Here is a 15,650-nt window from a genome sequence, read left to right on the forward strand (position 1 = left end):
GCCGTGCCGAAGATGGTTCTGCTCGCCGAGTACCTGTCCATCAACTCCAACGTCCTCAACGCTTTCACCAAGAAGGCCGAGCTCACCACCGAGGTGGAAGAAAAGGACATCACCAACTACGCGTCGCTGGGCTGGAAGGAAGTCATCGGTGGTCTGAAGTCCGCCGAGCTGGGGTGTGAGTTCCTCCAGGACTTCGCCGCCTCGCAGTTGGACGCCATCATGTGGCCGCTGCTCGGTCTAGTCGTCCCTTTCGAGGTGCGCGCCGACCAGGCCGCGGCGTCTGCGTCGAACCCGAAGTGGACCGGCAGCATCCTGATCAACGGCTGGAACCCGATCACGGGGTCGGTCGGTGACGAGGCCACCGTGTCGATGGGCTTCCCGACGTCGGGGGCCGTGGTCCGAGCGACGTCCTGATGGCCGGCAGCCCGCCGTTCGGCCTCGGTGTCGAGACCCATGACAGCCTGGCCGCGCTCGTGCGGGCGCTACGGGCCGAGGAGGACGGCAAGGCGCTGCGGAAGGATCTCGCGAAGAACATGCGCGAGGCCCTGAAGCCGGGCGCCCAGCAGGCCAAGAACTCGATCATGGGCATGGTGTCGCTGCACGGGGCAACTCCCGCGCTGCGCACGTCGATCGCCCGGAAGATCAGGCCCGAGGTCAAGCTCGGCGGGCGCTGGTCCGGGGCCCGTGTGAAGGCTTTCAAGACCAAGAACATCCGGGGTTTCGCCAACGCGCCCAAGCGCACCAACCGGGCGAGCGGCTGGCGTCACCCGGTGTACGGCAACCGCGAGAACTGGGTGCAGCAGCGCGGCAAGTTGGAGTGGTTCGACCGCGCGTTCCAGGGCCGAGAAGGCCTCTACCGGGAGGCCGTCGAGACGGCCATGAACGACATGGCCCAGCGCATCGCCGACCGGGCCCACTGAGGGGGGACACCCATGTATCTGGTCTACACACCCGAGGGCAGCGAAGAGCCGAAGCGGTGGAAGTACCACCCGAACAAGCTCCTGACGCCCGAGCGGGAGCTGATCGAGAAGCTGACGAGCAAGAACTTCACCGAGTTCACGGTCGACGTTCAGAAGGGCAACAGCCGCTGCCGGCGCGCCCTGCTGTTCATCTTCCTCAAGCGGGAGCACCCCACGCTGAAGTTCGACGACGTCGCCTTCCAGTGGAACGAGCTGACCCTGGAGCACTCCAAGGGCGAGCTGCTGCTGATGCGGGAGTCGGCGGCCGAAGCGGTGGACCCCGACGTACTGGACGCGGTCCTGGAGAAGTTCGACCAGGAGATCGCCGAGGCCTACGAGGACCCTGACGAAGAGGGAAAAGCGAGTCTGCCGATCGCCGGATAAGGCGACTCGGCGAAGCCGCGTACCTGCTCGGGATCAAGGGCCGCGACTGGGACACGCTCACCGTCGAGGAGACGGACACCTACCTCGGCTGGCTCGACTCCTACGTCGAAGCGCAGGAGAAGGCCAACGAGAAGATGAAGTCGGGGCGCTGACCGCCCGCTACCCAGAAGGGAGGCGGGCCAGTGAGCGACACCTCACTTGTGTTCAACTTGGTCACGCGCGAGCGCGTCTCGGAGGGCCTGAACAAGGTCAAGGAGAAGTTCGATACGGCCGCCACCGGCATCGCGGCCGGGATCGGCGGCGCCCTGGGCTACGGCGTCGCGGCGTCCATGGACATGTCGGCGGCCAACGCGAAGCTCGCCGCGCAGCTCGGCGTCGGGCCGGCCGAGGCCGCGAAGCTGTCCAAGGTCTCGGCGGACGTCTACGCCAACAACTGGGGCGAGTCGACCGAACAGGTCAACGAGGCCATCAAGGGCGTCTACAACAACATCGGGGACGTCTCCAAGGTCAAGGGCGGTCTGGAGGGCGTCACCACCAAGGCCCTCGCGCTCGCGCAGACGTTCGACCAGGAGGTAGGCCCGACCACCGCGGCCGTCGGGCAGATGCTCAAGACCGGCCTGGCGAAGAACGCCGACGAGGCGTTCGACATCCTCACCCGTGGTTTCCAGACCGGCGCCAACAAGGCCGACGACCTGCTCGACACCGTCAACGAGTACGGCACGCAGTGGCGCAAGTTCGGCCTGGACGGGAAAACCGCCATGGGCCTGCTCTCCCAGGGCCTCAAGGGCGGCGCCCGGGACGCGGACGTGGTCGCGGACGCGATCAAGGAGTTCAGCATCCGGGCCATCGACGGCTCGACGACCACCGCGCAGGGCTTCAAGGCGATCGGCCTGAACGCCTCGGAGATGGCCGCCACGATCGGCAAGGGCGGCAAGGGTGCCAGCGCCGCCCTCGACCAGACCCTCGACCGGCTCCGTGGGATCAAGGACCCGGTCAAGCAGGCGCAGATCGCCACCCAGCTGTTCGGCACCCAGGCCGAGGACCTCGGCAAGGCGCTCTACAGCCTGGACCCCTCCAGTGCCGTCGCCGCCCTCGGCAAGGTCAAGGGGGCCACGGACCAGGCAGCGAAGACCATCAGCAGCAGCCCGTCCGCCGCGCTGGAGACCTTCAAGCGGCAGGCCACCGTCAAGCTGGCCGAGGTCGGTGGCACGTTCGTGTCGTTCGCCATGGACAACAAGGGCGCCTTCGGGCCGCTGATCGGGATCCTCGGCGGGGTGGCCGCCGCGGTCCTCGCCGTCTCCGTCGCCCAGCGGATCTACGCCACCTACACGGCGATCGCCACCGCGGCTCAGACCATCTGGAACTCGGCGATCTGGGCGTCCACGGCCGCCATGCTCGCGAACCCCATGACGTGGATCATCATCGGCATCGTCGCGCTGGTCGCCGCCATCGTGCTCATCGCCACGAAGACCACCTGGTTCCAGACCATCTGGTCCACCGTGTGGGGTGCGATCACCAGCGCGTTCGACGCCACCGTGAAGTGGTTCGCCGGCGCGGTCGGCTGGTTCGCCAAGCTCCCCGGACGCTTCGCCGGCTGGTTCGGCGCCGCCAAGGACTGGGCCATTCAGAAGATGATCGACCTGGTGCTGTGGCAGGCGAAGCTGCCCGGCATGCTGTGGAACGCCATCTCCGGGCTGGGCAGCCTGCTGTGGAACGCGATCACCAGCGCCTACCAGGGCATGAGGAACGCCGCGGTCAAGAAGGCCGTGTCCCTGATGACGTGGATGCAGGGCCTTCCCGGGCGCCTGGCCGGCGCGCTCAACTCGCAGGCCTACAAGCTCTACAACATCGGTCTCGACTTCGTGAAGGGCCTGTGGAACGGCATCAGCGCCAACGGCGGCTGGCTGTGGTCCCAGGTCTCCAACTTCGCCTCGAAGTACATCGTCGACCCGGTCAAGGGCTTCCTGCACATCGGCTCCCCCTCGAAGCTGGCCGCGGACGAGATCGGCCACTGGTTCCCTGCCGGTATCGCCATGGGCATCGAGAACAACGCCGGCGTCGTCGACAAGGCCGCCCGCGGTCTCCTCGACCCGGCCGCCTACCGGCCCAACGCCCAGGCGGTCTCATCCCTGGCGCCGATCGTGGGCGCCCAGGCCGCGGCGGCCGGACAGGGCGGGCAGCGCATCACCATCGAGTTCAAGGGTGGGAGTCGGGCCTTCCGCGAGTTCTTCCAGGAGTCCGTCCGCACCCAGGCCGGCGGCGACGTCATCAAGTTCGCAGGGGGGTGACCATGCCCAACCTGCCCCCGCCCGTGTGGGCCGAGCTGTTCTACGGCGGCGCCTGGAACACCATCACCGACGACGTCCGCGTCACCACCTCGGCGGTGACCATCACGCGCGGCCTGTCGTCGGAATCCGCATCCGACGCCGAGCCGATGTCGTGCACGTGCGACCTGGACAGCCGCGACGACCGGTACGCGCCACGCAACCCCATGTCCCCGCTGTACGACCTCATCGGCCGCAACACCCCGATGCGCCTGGGCTACACGGCCGGCTCCCCGTGGGCGCAGATGACCGGGGTGGCGGGCAACAAGCTGACCACGCCGGACAGTGCCGCACTGGCCGTCACCGACCTCGACCTACGGGTCGACGTCGCACTTGATGACTGGACCCGGCACCAGAGCATCGCCGGACGGTTCGTCACTGCGGGCAACAACATCAGCTGGGCAGTGGCGCACGGCTCCGGACAGGCGGGCTTCCAGTGGTCTCCGGACGGCACCGTGGCGTCCCGGATCACCAAGTTCTCCACCGTGGACCTGAAGGCGTACAACGGCCAGCGCCTGACCCTGCGCGTCACCCTCGACGTCAACAACGGGGCCGGCGGATACGAGCTGCGCTTCTACACCGGGCGCACCGTCAACGACACGGAATGGGACCTGCTCGGTGACCCGATCGTGGGCACGAGCACGACGGCGGTATTCGACGGCGCGGCCGGCATCGAGCTGGGGGACATCGCCAACCTGGTCGACAACCCCATGATCGGGAAGCTGTACGCCTTCAAGCTCCTGAACGGCATCAACGGGTCCGTCGCTGCCTCGATGACGACGTCCGGTGTGACGCCCGGAGCATCGTCGTTCACCTCGGGTGGCGTGGTGTGGACCGTGGCGGGCGCCGCGGTCCTCACCAATAGGCACATCCGCGTGGCCGGCGAGGTGCCATCCTGGCCTCCCACTCGGGACATCAGCCTCAAGGACAACTACGTCTCGGTCGCTCCGAGCGGCGTGACGCGCCGCATGGACGCGGGCAACAAACCGGTTGATTCGGCGCTGCTGCGCTACATCCGTGCCAACAACCCGATCGCGTGCTGGCCGCTGACCGACGGCATCGAGGCCACCGGCGGCAAGTCGATGACCGGCGGCTGGGACATGGCCTACTACCTCGACCTCGGCACCGAACTGCCCACGTGGCAGGGCGGGCGGCTCAAGGACTGGGTGGAGTCTGTCGTCGCGTTCAAGGCGGAGACCGCAGGCAACATCACCGGCCTGGCACCCGACAGCACCTCGGCCGCCGACGCCTGGTCGGTGGACTTCTTCATCGCCGGTGGGGGTGACGGCTCGGCCGGCACCTTCCAGATCAGTGACCGCGGCCAAGGAACCGATGCTGACAACCGCATCCGCCTCCAGCTGGTCTTCGACGCCGTCGGGGGCGGGATCACCGTGTTCCGGGCGTCGTTCGGGGAGACGTCGTCCTCGTCCGCGCTGCTGGTGTCCATCGCCGACGCGGGCATCTACGACGGAGGCGGCCACCACATCCGCGTCCAGGTCAACCCAGGCGCCACCAACACCGACTGGGCCATCTACATCGACGGCGTGCTCGCGGCGTCCGGCACCATGGCCAGCCTCGTCATGAAGGCCGTGCGTGACGCCCAGTTCAACTGGTCGCTGATCTCCGGCGGCGGCATTTCCACCGCGGACCAGATGCTCGGCTACGTCACCTACTGGGACGGCGATGGGCCCTCGGCGGCCAACATGTACCAGGCCTTCGCGGGCTTCCAGAGCGAGAGGGCGGGCGACCGTATCGTGCGCCTGGCCACCGAGGCCGGCTACACGGCATCGGTCGCGGGAGAGCTGACGTTCCAGCAGCGCATGGGCATCCAAGGGCCCAAGAAGCTGCTGGAGCTGATGAACGAGGCAGCCCGCACGAACTTCGGCTACCTCCTCGACGCCCGGGACCGGACCGAAGTCATCCACCGAGGGCAGTCCACGCTGTGGAACCAGCCCCCGGCCCTCACCCTGGACTTCAGCGCCGGCCTGGTCTCGCCGCCGTTCAAGCCGGAGGACGACGACAAGCTCACCGAGAACGACGTGTCGGTGCAGCGCGAGTACGGGTCGGTACCCGCCCGGGTGGTGCAGGAGACCGGCGACCTGAACGTCCAGGCGCCCGAGGACGGCGGGGTGGGCCGCTACGACCAGGCGTACACCTACAGCGTCGCCACCGACGCGCAGGCCTGGCAGGTCGCCGGGATGCGCGTGCACCTCGGCACGTACAACGGGGTGCGCTACACACGCCTCACCCTCAACCTGGCCAACCCGCGCGTGTACGCCCTCATCGACGACATCCTGCGCATCGACGTCGGCGACAAGATCCGCCTCACGGACCTGCCCGCCGACCACGGCCCGGACGACGTCGACATCCTCGTCAACGGCTACACCGAGAGCGCCGGACCGGACGCCTGGACCATCACCTTCAACTGCGTACCGGGCGAACCCTGGAACGCGGGCGTCGTCGGCAGCGACACCTACGGCCGCGCCGACACCGGCGGCTGCCAGCTGGCGGAGGCCCTCGACAGCACCGAGACCGGCGTGGACGTCTTCACCACCGGTCTCGCCCTGTGGATCGACTCGGCGACCTACGCCAGCGAGTTCCCCTTCGACGTGCGCACAGGCGGGGAGGTGATGCGGGTGACCGCATGTACCCCCGCGGTCCTGGACACCTTCACGCGCACGTCCGTCGACAGCTGGGGGACGCCCAACGTCGGCGCCTCCTGGGGCAACACCGGCGGCGCCGGCACCGAGTACGACGTCGGCGCCGGCGTGGGAACCCACTCGTTGACGACGAGGAACGTCTCCCGGCACAGCACCCTCACGTCCCCGTCGGCGGACGTGGACCTGGTCGTGGACGTCGCCACCAGCGTCCTGGCCGCCGGCGGCTCGCAGTACGTGGGCCTGCTCGCCCGGTTCATCGACGTCAACAACCTGTACTTCGCACGGGTGGACTTCACCGCCGCGGCGGCCGTCCGGCTGGTCCTGCAGAAGCGGGTCACCGGCACACAGACGGATCTGGCGTCCGTCACCAGCCCGTACACGCACGTCGCGGGCGCCTTCTACCGCATCCGCTTCCAGGTGATCGGCTCCACGGTGCGCGGCAAGGTGTGGGACGCCACCACACCGGAGCCCGGCGTGTGGCAGGCCTCCGTCACCGACACCTCCCTGACCGCCGTAGGACAGGTGGGCGTGCGCTCCATCCTCGACTCGGCGAACTCCAACACGCTGCCCGTCACGGTGTCCTACGACAACTTCACCGTGATCAACCCGCAGACGTTCACCGTGACCCGCTCCATCAACGGCGTCACCAAGTCCCATTCGGCAGGCCAGCCGATCAGCCTGGCCAACCCCGTCTACGTGGCGATGTAGGAGACGACGATGACCCTATGGCTCGCCGGGATGAAGATCGACGCCGACCGGCTCAACGACAACTCGCTGGAGGATTCGACCACGTCGGGGTGTACCGCATCGACGGGCTTCACCCTGACGTCCTTCAGCGGTCAGAAGGTCAACGGGGTGACGACCATCAACGTACTGGCCAACCGGTCCGGCGCCTCCGTTGCGGAAAGCAGCGCCGGTTCCGGCAACATCGCCGAGACCGACTTCGTCACGCTTCCGGCTGCGTACCGGCCGCCAGCCAACGTAGACACCATCTGGGGCAACGGCACCAATGACGGAGAGGCCACCGTCATCTCCGCCACCGGCGTCATCCTGCTGCGCACCACATCGGGCGCCCCCGGCGTAGGGACCGGCACCAACATCCGCGTGAGCGCCACCTGGGTCAGCGGGAACACGTAAGGAGAGCCATGGCACGGCTAATCCAGAACCTGGAATCGGTGCAGTACGACGGCACCAACGGTGCTTTCATCTGCGGCACCTGGCTGGCTGTCACGCTGATCAGCGACGACGGCGAAACGCTGGTGTGGGCAACCCCGGAATACGACGGGGTTGCCCACGTCGGGGACTACGTCATACGCAACGGAGACAAGGACGTGTGGGGCAGGACTGTCACAGCAGAGCAGTACGCGCAGGAGTTTTTCGAACTTCCCTGACACCCCAGCCAGGCCCTTTGGTCGGCGCGCTCAGCGAGCTGATAGACGCACCCCACCCCACCTCCGCATCCAGCCCCGCCCGCCGGCCGGGGCTTTCGTCATGTCTGGAGCACCCATGGCCACACCACTCTCCGCTTCCGCCTTCGTGGCCGCGCTCAAGGCCGAGGGCGTGCGCGTCGCCGAGTATCCCGGCTGGCGCACCCGCGAGCGCGACGACGAGACCGGCAAACCGTTCGGCCCGGTCCACGGTGTCCTCATCCACCACACCGCCGGGTCCAACTCGCTGGAAGTCATCGCGAGGACCGGGCGCCCGGACCTGCCGGCGCCCCTCGCACACTCGCACCTCGCGAAGTCCGGGCTCGCCACCATGTGCAGCGCCGGCCGGGCCAACCATGCCGGGCTCGCCGCCGTGAACGCCTACAACGCGCTTCTCAACGAGTCGTCCACGCACCCCACGCCGTCCAAGGCATCCGGCACGGTCGACGGCAACGACGTGCTGTACGGCCTGGAGATCGAGAACCTGGGCAACGGCAAGGACCCCTACCCGGACGTCCAGTACGACGCGGCGGTCCGGTGGGCGGCTGCGCTGTGCCGGGCGCACGGGTGGGGCGCGAACTCGGTCGCCGGCCACAAGGAGACCAGCGTCGAGGGCAAGGTCGATCCCTCCTTCCCGATGGGCCAGTTCCGCACCGATGTGGCCGCGCGACTCGCCCACCCCGCCAGTTGGAACCCCGCAGACAACGAGGAGCCTGCCGTGGCGCTCACCGCCGCTGACGTGAAGACCGTGTGGCTGACGGACGGGGTCGTGAAGAACCCCAACCCGGCCACCTCACCTGCTAACCCGTTCATCGCTCCGGCGACCGGGCTGAACAACATCGAGATCGTCGCCCGGCGCACCGAGGCTCAGGTCTCCGCGCTCACGGCCACCGTCGACAAGCTCGTCGCCGCTGTCGCCGCCCTCACCCCGAAGGAGTCCTGACCCATGAAGATCTCCGGCTTCGTCAAGTCTCTGCTCGCCGGCATCGCGGCCGGATCGGCGTCCGCGGTCACCGCCGTGCAGGACAACGTCCTCACCACCGGCGAGGGCGTCACCATCACCCTCGCCGTCCTCGGCGCCTGGGGCATCGTCTACGCGGTGCCCAACAAGAAGCCGTCGACGGACGCCTGACCCTGCCCCGTGCGAGCGTCTTGGAGGTGGCATGGACGCCGCCCTCGTCACAGCTATCGGCGTGATCGGCAGCGCCGTCGTGGCGGGCGCGGCAGCCATGTACGGCTCCAAGGTCGCGGGGCGAGCCCAGCAGGAGGGCACCGCATTGACCGGCTACGACAACCTGACGGCACGCCTGGTCGCCGAGCGGGACAAAGCCGAAGCGGACCAGGCGAAGGCGGAGCAGCGCGCCGACGTCCTCGAACTGGAAGTCGCACGGCTGCGGCTGATCGTCACCCAGCTCGGGGGGACACCATGACGCGCACTCAGAAGGTGCTCGCCCGGCGGTGGAAGCCCATCGCCCTCCTGGCGTTCCTGCTCGCCCTCACCGGGGCCGTACTGCTCGTGTACGTCCGCGTCGAGGCCGAGGCCCACCGCGGCGACCAGCTCGCCGCCGAGGCCGACTTGCGCGGCACGGCTGTGTCCACACTCGCCGGGGATGTGCGCGTGCTGCGCGCCCAGATCAAGGCCAAGGGCGGCACGCCGGCCGCACCGGATCCAGCCACCGCCGTCAAGGATCTGCCCGACCGTGCCGAGGTGCCGGTGCCCATTCCCGGCCCGCCCGGACCGAAGGGAGACAAGGGCGACCCAGGCAAGGCGGCGCCGACGATCACCCCGTCGCCCGGCACCTCGGGTGCGGCCGGCGACGTCGGACCCCAAGGCCCGCAGGGTGAACCGGGCGCCGACTCCACGGTCCCCGGGCCGAGCGGACCACCAGGCAGGGACGGCCGCGACGGAGCCGACGGGAAGGATGGGCAGACCTGCCCGGACGGATACAGCCTCCAGGCGCCGAGCTACGACCCGGACGCGCTGGTCTGCCAGCGTGACGGGGCGCCCGACCCCGAACCGACTGGTGGCGGTGACCTGCTCTCGATGGGCCTCGATCCGAGCCGCCGCCAGTACCCATGACGTCACGAAATACGTCACGAAATTCGAGCGGCCCCGCTCTCCCCATGTGGGAGGGCGGGGCCGCTTTCGTGCGTCCGGGGGTACCCAGATTGTGGGTACCCCTCAGTCGTCGAGCTCGACTCGGAAGTCGACGATCGTGGTGTCGCCGCGGCGCACGATCGGGTGGGCGACCTCGACGACGCGGCCGGTATCGGCGATGTGCCTGCGCGTGTACCGCAGCACCGGCACGCCGGAACCGATCCGCAGCGTCGCCGCCTCCAGATCGGTGGGCATGCCCGCCTGGAACGACTCCGTGATGGCGCTGACCCGGATGCCCAGGGACGCCATCTGTGCCCGAGTCCCGCCGGGCCAGGGCTCGTTGATCGGATCGGCGACCGGTGTGTCGGCGACGTCCGCCCAGCGCACGTAGCTGGTGCTCATCTGGGTCGGCTGGTCGCTGTCGTAGAACACGAAGTGCCGGGCAAGGAGGCGCTCGCCGACCTCGCACTCGAAGAGCGCGGCCAGCTCGGCGTCGGCCTGGACCCGCTCGAACCGCTTGTCGAGGCGGTACTCCGACCAGGCGATCCCCTGGTCCTTGGTGAACGCCGTCGACCGGGAGCCCGGTGTCTGCCGGTAGCGGTCGGCCGGCATGCGGTGGACCGCGGGGCGCTTCCGGACGACCGTGCCGGCGCGAGCCCGCGACTCGATGAGGCCCTCGTTGCGCAGCAGCGCGAGCGCGTTCCGCACGGTGATCTCTGAGACCCCGTACTGGGAGCAGAGTTCAGGGAGTGTCGGAATGCGGTCGCCGGGCTCGTACTCACCGCCAACCGCGATGCGGCGTCGCAGGTCAGCGGCGATCCGCAGGTACTCGGGCTGTGCCACAGCGATGCTCCCGCTTCCAGTGATCGCGTCAATCTGTATACGCATACTCTCCCGTCCCACTTGACCGGCGCCAATCCCGGCGACAATCTGAATACACAAAGCCAGTATCCGTATTCAGATACCGCCTGTCTCCGGGGGACAGCTATGCCCGAATCGGGCCATACGTGGCGCAAGGCATTCAAGGGCGAGCCCATCGAGGCGAGCCATGTCCGCCTGTGGACGATCGGCCGCGTCAAGCACCCCGACGCCCCGCTCATCGCCAACGAGCTGTACGTCGCCGTCCTGGCGTCCGGCTCCCCCGTCGTCGAGATGACGTTGTCGACCGCCGGCAACCGTCTTCGCATCACGGCCGAGGGTGCTGAACCGTTGCCCCTGATCTCCAGCCACGGCCCCGCCTGGACGCTCGTCAACGGGCTCGCGCAGCGCACCGGGGTCACCACCGACGAGTGCGGGTTGTGGGCGCTGCTGGGGTCCGAGCGGTGAGGCCCGAGCCGCCGGGCGCCGCCGATCTCAGTCGGGCCCAGTACTCAGGGTGGGCCTGCTGCTGGTGCGGCAAGGGCCTGCTCGACGAGAAGGGCGTCGTTTCGGCGGGCATCGCGCGCGGGCGGCAGGGCGCCGTCGTCCTCGACATCGAGGTCTACGCCTGCGCGGCCTGCGCTGTGGCCCCGGAACCAAGCAACGCCCGCGGGTAGGAGCAGGCGGCCTGAACACGGCCCCGGCCGGGGCCGCTCATGTGTGGGCTGTTCCGACTTCCTTCTGAAACGCTTCTGGCCCCGCACCGGTTCGCGGTACGAGGCCAGAAGCCGAGTCGGGACTAAGGTGGGGTCGCCACCTGCTGGTCACCAACTCTTGGCAGGGTTAAGCGAAGTGACGCGATGCGACGATCACCAGGCACACCAAGGCACTGATGATCACTGCAGTGGCCAGCAGGATGGCGATAACTCGGGCAGGTCGGTAGGGCTCATCGGCCGACCATTTCACCAACTCCCAGTACTGGTCATTGGCGTTGTGCAGCAGTTTCCACAGCGGTCCCAAGGACATCGACTCCTTCGATAGTGCGGCGAGCGGACCCCAGCATCTGGCCGGATGAGGGCGTGGGCGGCTAAGGCGCTCGGTGCGGGGATGGGAACCGACGACGCTCCTGCGCCCGGTTCGTCGTGGACCCTAGTCGTAGTGCCACCGTCGAGGGCAAGGGCCAGCCACCGGCATTGGGCCATTCGGGTTGAAGTCGTGCGACTCCGTTCTTTCGGCCTAACGTCAGGCGCCTCACAGGTCACAACACAGGGGTGAGCGGGGGAACTACTCTCTGAGACCATTCTTTAGGGGGGTCACAATCACATATTGGGGTTGCCGGTGCCGGTACCCCCACTGATCAGGAAGGACAGCCGCGTCTCAAGCAGCGCCCGCAGCACCCGGTCCCCGCCCGGCGGCACCGTGCCCGCCGCGACCAGTTCGTCGAGCGTGAAGGCCCGGGGCCGTACGACCCGCAGAGCCAGGCACGTACAGCCGACGGCCACCGGCGGCAGCACCGCGTGCAGACGCGTCCCGTCGGGCAACCGTGCGTCCACCCACGGCCGGGCGTCGTCCAGCCTGCGTCCGGCCACCGCCGCCAGACGCTGCGCGAGCCGGCGTACCGCCGCCGCGTCCGGAAAGGCCACGGAGGTCAACTCCAGTCCGCCGCCCCGGTCCACCCAGACCCGGTCCGGCGCGGACACCAGTACGTCGGTCACCGACGGATCGGCGAGCAACGGCTCCAGCGGACCGCTGCCGACCAGTTCGGACCGCAACTGCTCGGCCGCCCCGAGGACTTCGGCGTCCCCGAGGACCCGCCCCTGCTCACGCAACGCCTGCGCCACCCGCGCGGGAGTCGGCTCGGCCCCGCTCTCGACCAGCCACTGCCGCACCCCGTCGAGCAGCCCGGAAGGCATCTCGGGCGCTGCCACCGCAACGGGCGACCAGCCGTCCGCCCCTCCGCCACCGCTCGACTCCCACGGCACCTCCGAAGAAGCCCCGGACGACACCCCCGTAGACACCCAGCGCGGCGCCCCCGACAACGCCCGGGACGGCACCCCCGGCGACTTCCGGGACGACGCACCCGTAGACACCGTGGACGACACCCCCGTAGCCACCCGCCGCGGCGGCGCCTCCGACGATGCCCAGGACGGCACCCGCACAGGCGCTCCCGCAGGCACGCGTGCAGCCGCTCCCGTAAGCACCCGCCCCACAGCAACCACCGAACCGCCCCCGCTGCCGCCTCGCCCCTCACCCCCACCCCCGTCTCGGCCTCCGTCTCCGCCCCTTCCCCTGCCCATCCGCTCAACCCCAGGACCGGAACCCGTCCTCACGCGCTCCCCACCTCCACCAACGCCCGCTCCCAGAACTCCTTGCAGAACCGCGCCAGCGGACCGCGCCCCGCACCACCCGGCGGCGCTTTCGCCTCGCCCGCGCGCAGCAGGCCCGACTCGACGGGCACCTCGCCCGCCAGGGGCAGGCCGAGCAGTCGGGCCACCTCGCGGTCGTCGAGCCCCGGTGCGTACGGCCCCCGTACCGCGACCCGCAGATCGCGCAGGACCATCCCCACCGCCGAGGCCACCCGGCCGGCCGCCGCGACGGCGCGCAGTTCGCCGGGGACGACGAGGAGCCCGAGGTCGAGTTGGGCGAGGGCCTCGGCGACGCCGTCGTCGATGCGGCGCGGCAGATCGACGACGACCGTGCCGCCCCGGCGTCTGGCGGCGGCGAGCACCGCCCGCACGGCCTGCGGCGGGATGGCGACGCAGTCGCCGCGGTCCCAGCTGAGGACCCGAAGGGAGTGGAGTTCGGGCAGAGACTCCTCCAGGGCGCCGCCGCCGACCCTCCCGCGCGAGGCGGCGAAGGCCGGCCAGCGCAGTCCTTCCGCGGTCTCGCCGCCGAGGAGTACGTCGAGTCCGCCACCCAACGGATCGGCGTCCACGAGCAGCGTGCGCAGCCCCTCACGCGCGGAGGTGACAGCGAGGGCGCACGCGAGCGTGGATGCTCCCGCGCCGCCGCGGCCGCCGATGACGCCGACGGTGAGGGCGGGGCGACCGACGCCCTCGGCCACGTCCGCGATGCGGTCGACCAGCCACTGCTCCCCGTCGGGCAGCATCAGGACGTGGTCCGCGCCGATCTCGACGGCCCGGCGCCAGACCCCCGAGTCGTCCTGATCGCGCCCGACCAGCACCACTCCGCGCCTTCGTACGGCCCCGCGCACCCGCCGCGCGGCGTCGTCGCCGACCAGGACGAGCGGCGCGGCCTCCCAGCCGCCCGCCCGCTCCGGCACCGAGTGGTGCACTTCCGGCGTCGCGCCGGCCGCGGCGCACAGGCGCAGCAGGTCGTCGAGCAGATCCACGTCCTCCGTGACGATCAACGGTCCGGCCTGCCGCCCCGAGGCGGCGGGCGGTGGTTCGTGTGTGACGGCTCCGGCCACGATCTCCATCCCCCTTCGCTGCATCTCTCGCACAGCCCCTGCGGCCACGCGATTCCCAAACGCGTGAAGAACCGGTGAGCGGCCCTCCATATGAACGGCCGATAGGAACCGGCCAAACCCGCCCGACAAACCACGGTTCCGGTCACGAACTCGGTGCCGGCGGGACGCGTTTGAATCACGGTGCAGCGATCCGGAAAATCTTGTGGATCTTGGTCGAAAACTGTGGACAACTCAGAGCCTGTGAATATCGCCGTCACCCGTACCGGTGAGGCCTGTACCAATGGCTGTACCGCGGCCCGGACCGCCCCCGGACCGCCCGGAAAGTCTCCGCAGAGCAGCCCATTGGCTACGCTCAGTGACGGATCGCGGGCATGCGGAAGAGGCGGCTGCAGCCGCCTCGACACGGCCGAACGGCCGCCTGCAACAAGGGAGAAACCCACCCGGACATGCGACGACCCCCACCGGGGGGGGAGAGTGGGGGTCGCCTTCACGGCCGACTCGGGGGGGAGGAGCCGGACCGCGTTAGCACGGTCGCGAACGATCCGTGACTTCCATGGTGTACCCGAGAGCCCTCTCAGGCAAACCCACGCGCCACACCTTACGCCGAATGGGCTGCGCCTATGCTCGGGGTCGTGGAAAACCACTCGTTGCCCCGCACAGCCGCCTTCTTTGACCTGGACAAGACGGTCATTGCGAAGTCGAGCACGCTCACGTTCAGCAAGTCGTTCTACCAAGGCGGGCTGATCAACCGCAGGGACGCCCTGCGGAGCGCCTATGCCCAGTTCGTCTTCCTCGTCGGCGGTATGGACCACGACCAGATGGAGCGCACCCGCGAGTACTTGTCCGCACTGGTTCGCGGCTGGAACGTCCAGCAGGTCAAGCAGATCGTCGCCGAGACGCTGCACGACCTGATCGACCCGATCATCTACGACGAGGCCGCCTCCCTCATCGAGGAGCACCACACCGCCGGCCGGGACGTCGTCATCGTGTCGACGTCGGGCGCCGAGGTGGTCGAGCCCATCGGTGAACTGCTCGGCGCGGACCGGGTGGTGGCGACCCGCATGGTCGTCGGCGAGGACGGCTGCTTCACCGGAGAGGTGGCGTACTACGCGTACGGCCCGACGAAGGCGGAGGCCATCAAGGAGCTGGCCGAGTCCGAGGGGTACGACCTGGAGCGCTGCTACGCCTACAGCGACTCGGCGACCGACCTGCCGATGCTGGAGACGGTCGGCCATCCGCACGCCGTCAACCCGGACCGGACACTGCGGCGTGAGGCACTCGCGCGCGGGTGGCCCATTCTCGATTTCCACCGCCCGGTGCGGCTCAAGCAGCGCATCCCGACGCTCTCCGTACCGCCCCGACCGGCACTCGTCGCGGCGGCGGCCATAGGTGCCGCGGCGGCCACCGCGGGCCTGGTCTGGTACGCCAGTCGGCGTCGGGCGACAACTGCCTGATCACTCCGCCCTTTTTGGACCTGATTGAGAGTAAAAGTAAAGAAGCACAGCCGGGG

17 protein-coding genes and 1 pseudogene are annotated in these 15,650 nt (G+C 69.2%); 14 read left to right on the plus strand and 4 right to left on the minus strand.

The window, feature by feature from the left end; translation table 11 throughout:
* Positions 1-12: 12 nt before the first annotated feature.
* The 11 genes from ACIP6U_RS19295 (at position 13) to ACIP6U_RS19345 (ending at position 9,834) form a co-directional block, all read left to right on the plus strand.
* Positions 13-414 carry a hypothetical protein gene (locus ACIP6U_RS19295; protein WP_401719619.1) on the plus strand — a complete coding sequence of 134 codons (402 nt, stop codon included), beginning with the start codon at positions 13-15 and terminating at the stop codon, positions 412-414.
* Positions 414-920, plus strand: coding sequence for a hypothetical protein (locus ACIP6U_RS19300; protein WP_401718991.1), 507 nt, complete (start codon positions 414-416; stop codon positions 918-920). The genes ACIP6U_RS19295 and ACIP6U_RS19300 overlap by 1 nt, the downstream gene beginning before the upstream one ends.
* Before the next feature lie 12 nt (positions 921-932).
* Positions 933-1,343 carry a hypothetical protein gene (locus tag ACIP6U_RS19305; protein ID WP_401718994.1) on the plus strand — a complete coding sequence of 137 codons (411 nt, stop codon included), beginning with the start codon at positions 933-935 and terminating at the stop codon, positions 1,341-1,343.
* 182 nt (positions 1,344-1,525) lie between these two features.
* The gene (locus ACIP6U_RS19310; RefSeq protein WP_401718995.1) at positions 1,526-3,631 is read left to right on the plus strand and encodes a phage tail tape measure protein; all 2,106 of its coding nucleotides are present in this window, start codon (positions 1,526-1,528) and stop codon (positions 3,629-3,631) included.
* A 2-nt stretch (positions 3,632-3,633) separates the two neighbouring features.
* Positions 3,634-7,035 (plus strand): hypothetical protein, encoded by a 3,402-nt coding sequence (locus tag ACIP6U_RS19315; protein WP_401718998.1) that lies wholly within the window; start codon positions 3,634-3,636, stop codon positions 7,033-7,035.
* 30 nt (positions 7,036-7,065) lie between these two features.
* The gene (locus tag ACIP6U_RS19320) at positions 7,066-7,464 is read left to right on the plus strand and encodes a hypothetical protein (RefSeq protein ID WP_401719001.1); all 399 of its coding nucleotides are present in this window, start codon (positions 7,066-7,068) and stop codon (positions 7,462-7,464) included.
* Between the two features lie 8 nt (positions 7,465-7,472).
* Complete coding sequence (locus ACIP6U_RS19325) at positions 7,473-7,718, plus strand: hypothetical protein (protein WP_401719004.1); 246 nt, start codon at positions 7,473-7,475, stop codon at positions 7,716-7,718.
* Positions 7,719-7,833: 115 nt separating this feature from the next.
* Positions 7,834-8,697 carry an N-acetylmuramoyl-L-alanine amidase gene (locus ACIP6U_RS19330; RefSeq protein WP_401719006.1) on the plus strand — a complete coding sequence of 288 codons (864 nt, stop codon included), beginning with the start codon at positions 7,834-7,836 and terminating at the stop codon, positions 8,695-8,697.
* Positions 8,698-8,700: 3 nt separating this feature from the next.
* Positions 8,701-8,886 (plus strand): hypothetical protein, encoded by a 186-nt coding sequence (locus ACIP6U_RS19335; protein WP_401719009.1) that lies wholly within the window; start codon positions 8,701-8,703, stop codon positions 8,884-8,886.
* 31 nt (positions 8,887-8,917) lie between these two features.
* Positions 8,918-9,184, plus strand: a complete 267-nt coding sequence (locus ACIP6U_RS19340; protein WP_401719012.1) for a hypothetical protein — start codon at positions 8,918-8,920, stop codon at positions 9,182-9,184.
* A complete protein-coding gene (locus ACIP6U_RS19345; protein WP_401719014.1) occupies positions 9,181-9,834 on the plus strand; it encodes a collagen-like protein in 654 nt (217 codons plus the stop codon). The genes ACIP6U_RS19340 and ACIP6U_RS19345 overlap by 4 nt, the downstream gene beginning before the upstream one ends.
* A 102-nt stretch (positions 9,835-9,936) precedes the next feature.
* Here the strand turns inward: ACIP6U_RS19345 and ACIP6U_RS19350 are convergent, their stop codons facing one another.
* Complete coding sequence (locus tag ACIP6U_RS19350) at positions 9,937-10,695, minus strand: GntR family transcriptional regulator (RefSeq protein WP_401719017.1); 759 nt, start codon at positions 10,693-10,695, stop codon at positions 9,937-9,939.
* A 144-nt stretch (positions 10,696-10,839) separates the two neighbouring features.
* On the opposite strand from ACIP6U_RS19350, the gene ACIP6U_RS19355 reads away from it, so the two are divergent.
* Both ACIP6U_RS19355 and ACIP6U_RS19360 read left to right on the plus strand, forming a co-directional pair.
* Positions 10,840-11,178: a hypothetical protein gene (locus ACIP6U_RS19355; RefSeq protein WP_401719020.1), complete on the plus strand. Its 339-nt coding sequence runs from the start codon at positions 10,840-10,842 to the stop codon at positions 11,176-11,178.
* Positions 11,175-11,387 (plus strand): hypothetical protein, encoded by a 213-nt coding sequence (locus ACIP6U_RS19360; protein ID WP_401719022.1) that lies wholly within the window; start codon positions 11,175-11,177, stop codon positions 11,385-11,387. Before ACIP6U_RS19355 ends, ACIP6U_RS19360 begins: the two co-directional genes overlap by 4 nt.
* 166 nt (positions 11,388-11,553) lie before the next feature.
* On the opposite strand, the gene ACIP6U_RS19365 is transcribed toward ACIP6U_RS19360, so the two are convergent.
* The 3 genes and pseudogenes from ACIP6U_RS19365 to ssd all read right to left on the minus strand — a co-directional run bounded on the left by ACIP6U_RS19365 (position 11,554) and on the right by ssd (position 14,149).
* A complete protein-coding gene (locus ACIP6U_RS19365; protein ID WP_401719024.1) occupies positions 11,554-11,730 on the minus strand; it encodes a hypothetical protein in 177 nt (58 codons plus the stop codon).
* Positions 11,731-12,032: 302 nt separating this feature from the next.
* A pseudogene (locus tag ACIP6U_RS19370) lies at positions 12,033-12,623 on the minus strand (ATPase, T2SS/T4P/T4SS family); the annotation flags it as partial.
* A 413-nt stretch (positions 12,624-13,036) separates the two neighbouring features.
* Positions 13,037-14,149: a septum site-determining protein Ssd gene (gene ssd / locus ACIP6U_RS19375; RefSeq protein ID WP_401719622.1), complete on the minus strand. Its 1,113-nt coding sequence runs from the start codon at positions 14,147-14,149 to the stop codon at positions 13,037-13,039.
* 611 nt (positions 14,150-14,760) lie between these two features.
* Between ssd and ACIP6U_RS19380 the strand changes: the two genes are divergently transcribed.
* A complete protein-coding gene (locus ACIP6U_RS19380) occupies positions 14,761-15,594 on the plus strand; it encodes an HAD family hydrolase (RefSeq protein ID WP_401719027.1) in 834 nt (277 codons plus the stop codon).
* Positions 15,595-15,650: the final 56 nt, after the last annotated feature.

It is taken from the genome of Streptomyces sp. NPDC088794 (genome assembly GCF_044750545.1).
Lineage (GTDB): Bacteria > Actinomycetota > Actinomycetes > Streptomycetales > Streptomycetaceae > Streptomyces.

Coding starts and splice junctions, on each gene's coding strand:
- ACIP6U_RS19295 (WP_401719619.1), top strand. CDS start 13: ATGGTTCTGCTCGCCGAGTACCTGTCCATCAACTCCAACGTCCTCAAC.
- ACIP6U_RS19305 (WP_401718994.1), top strand. CDS start 933: ATGTATCTGGTCTACACACCCGAGGGCAGCGAAGAGCCGAAGCGGTGG.
- ACIP6U_RS19345 (WP_401719014.1), top strand. CDS start 9,181: ATGACGCGCACTCAGAAGGTGCTCGCCCGGCGGTGGAAGCCCATCGCC.
- ACIP6U_RS19320 (WP_401719001.1), top strand. CDS start 7,066: ATGAAGATCGACGCCGACCGGCTCAACGACAACTCGCTGGAGGATTCG.
- ACIP6U_RS19340 (WP_401719012.1), top strand. CDS start 8,918: ATGGACGCCGCCCTCGTCACAGCTATCGGCGTGATCGGCAGCGCCGTC.
- ACIP6U_RS19355 (WP_401719020.1), top strand. CDS start 10,840: ATGCCCGAATCGGGCCATACGTGGCGCAAGGCATTCAAGGGCGAGCCC.
- ACIP6U_RS19330 (WP_401719006.1), top strand. CDS start 7,834: ATGGCCACACCACTCTCCGCTTCCGCCTTCGTGGCCGCGCTCAAGGCC.
- ACIP6U_RS19335 (WP_401719009.1), top strand. CDS start 8,701: ATGAAGATCTCCGGCTTCGTCAAGTCTCTGCTCGCCGGCATCGCGGCC.
- ACIP6U_RS19380 (WP_401719027.1), top strand. CDS start 14,761: ATGCTCGGGGTCGTGGAAAACCACTCGTTGCCCCGCACAGCCGCCTTC.
- ssd (WP_401719622.1), bottom strand. CDS start 14,149: ATGGAGATCGTGGCCGGAGCCGTCACACACGAACCACCGCCCGCCGCC.
- ACIP6U_RS19325 (WP_401719004.1), top strand. CDS start 7,473: ATGGCACGGCTAATCCAGAACCTGGAATCGGTGCAGTACGACGGCACC.
- ACIP6U_RS19315 (WP_401718998.1), top strand. CDS start 3,634: ATGCCCAACCTGCCCCCGCCCGTGTGGGCCGAGCTGTTCTACGGCGGC.
- ACIP6U_RS19300 (WP_401718991.1), top strand. CDS start 414: ATGGCCGGCAGCCCGCCGTTCGGCCTCGGTGTCGAGACCCATGACAGC.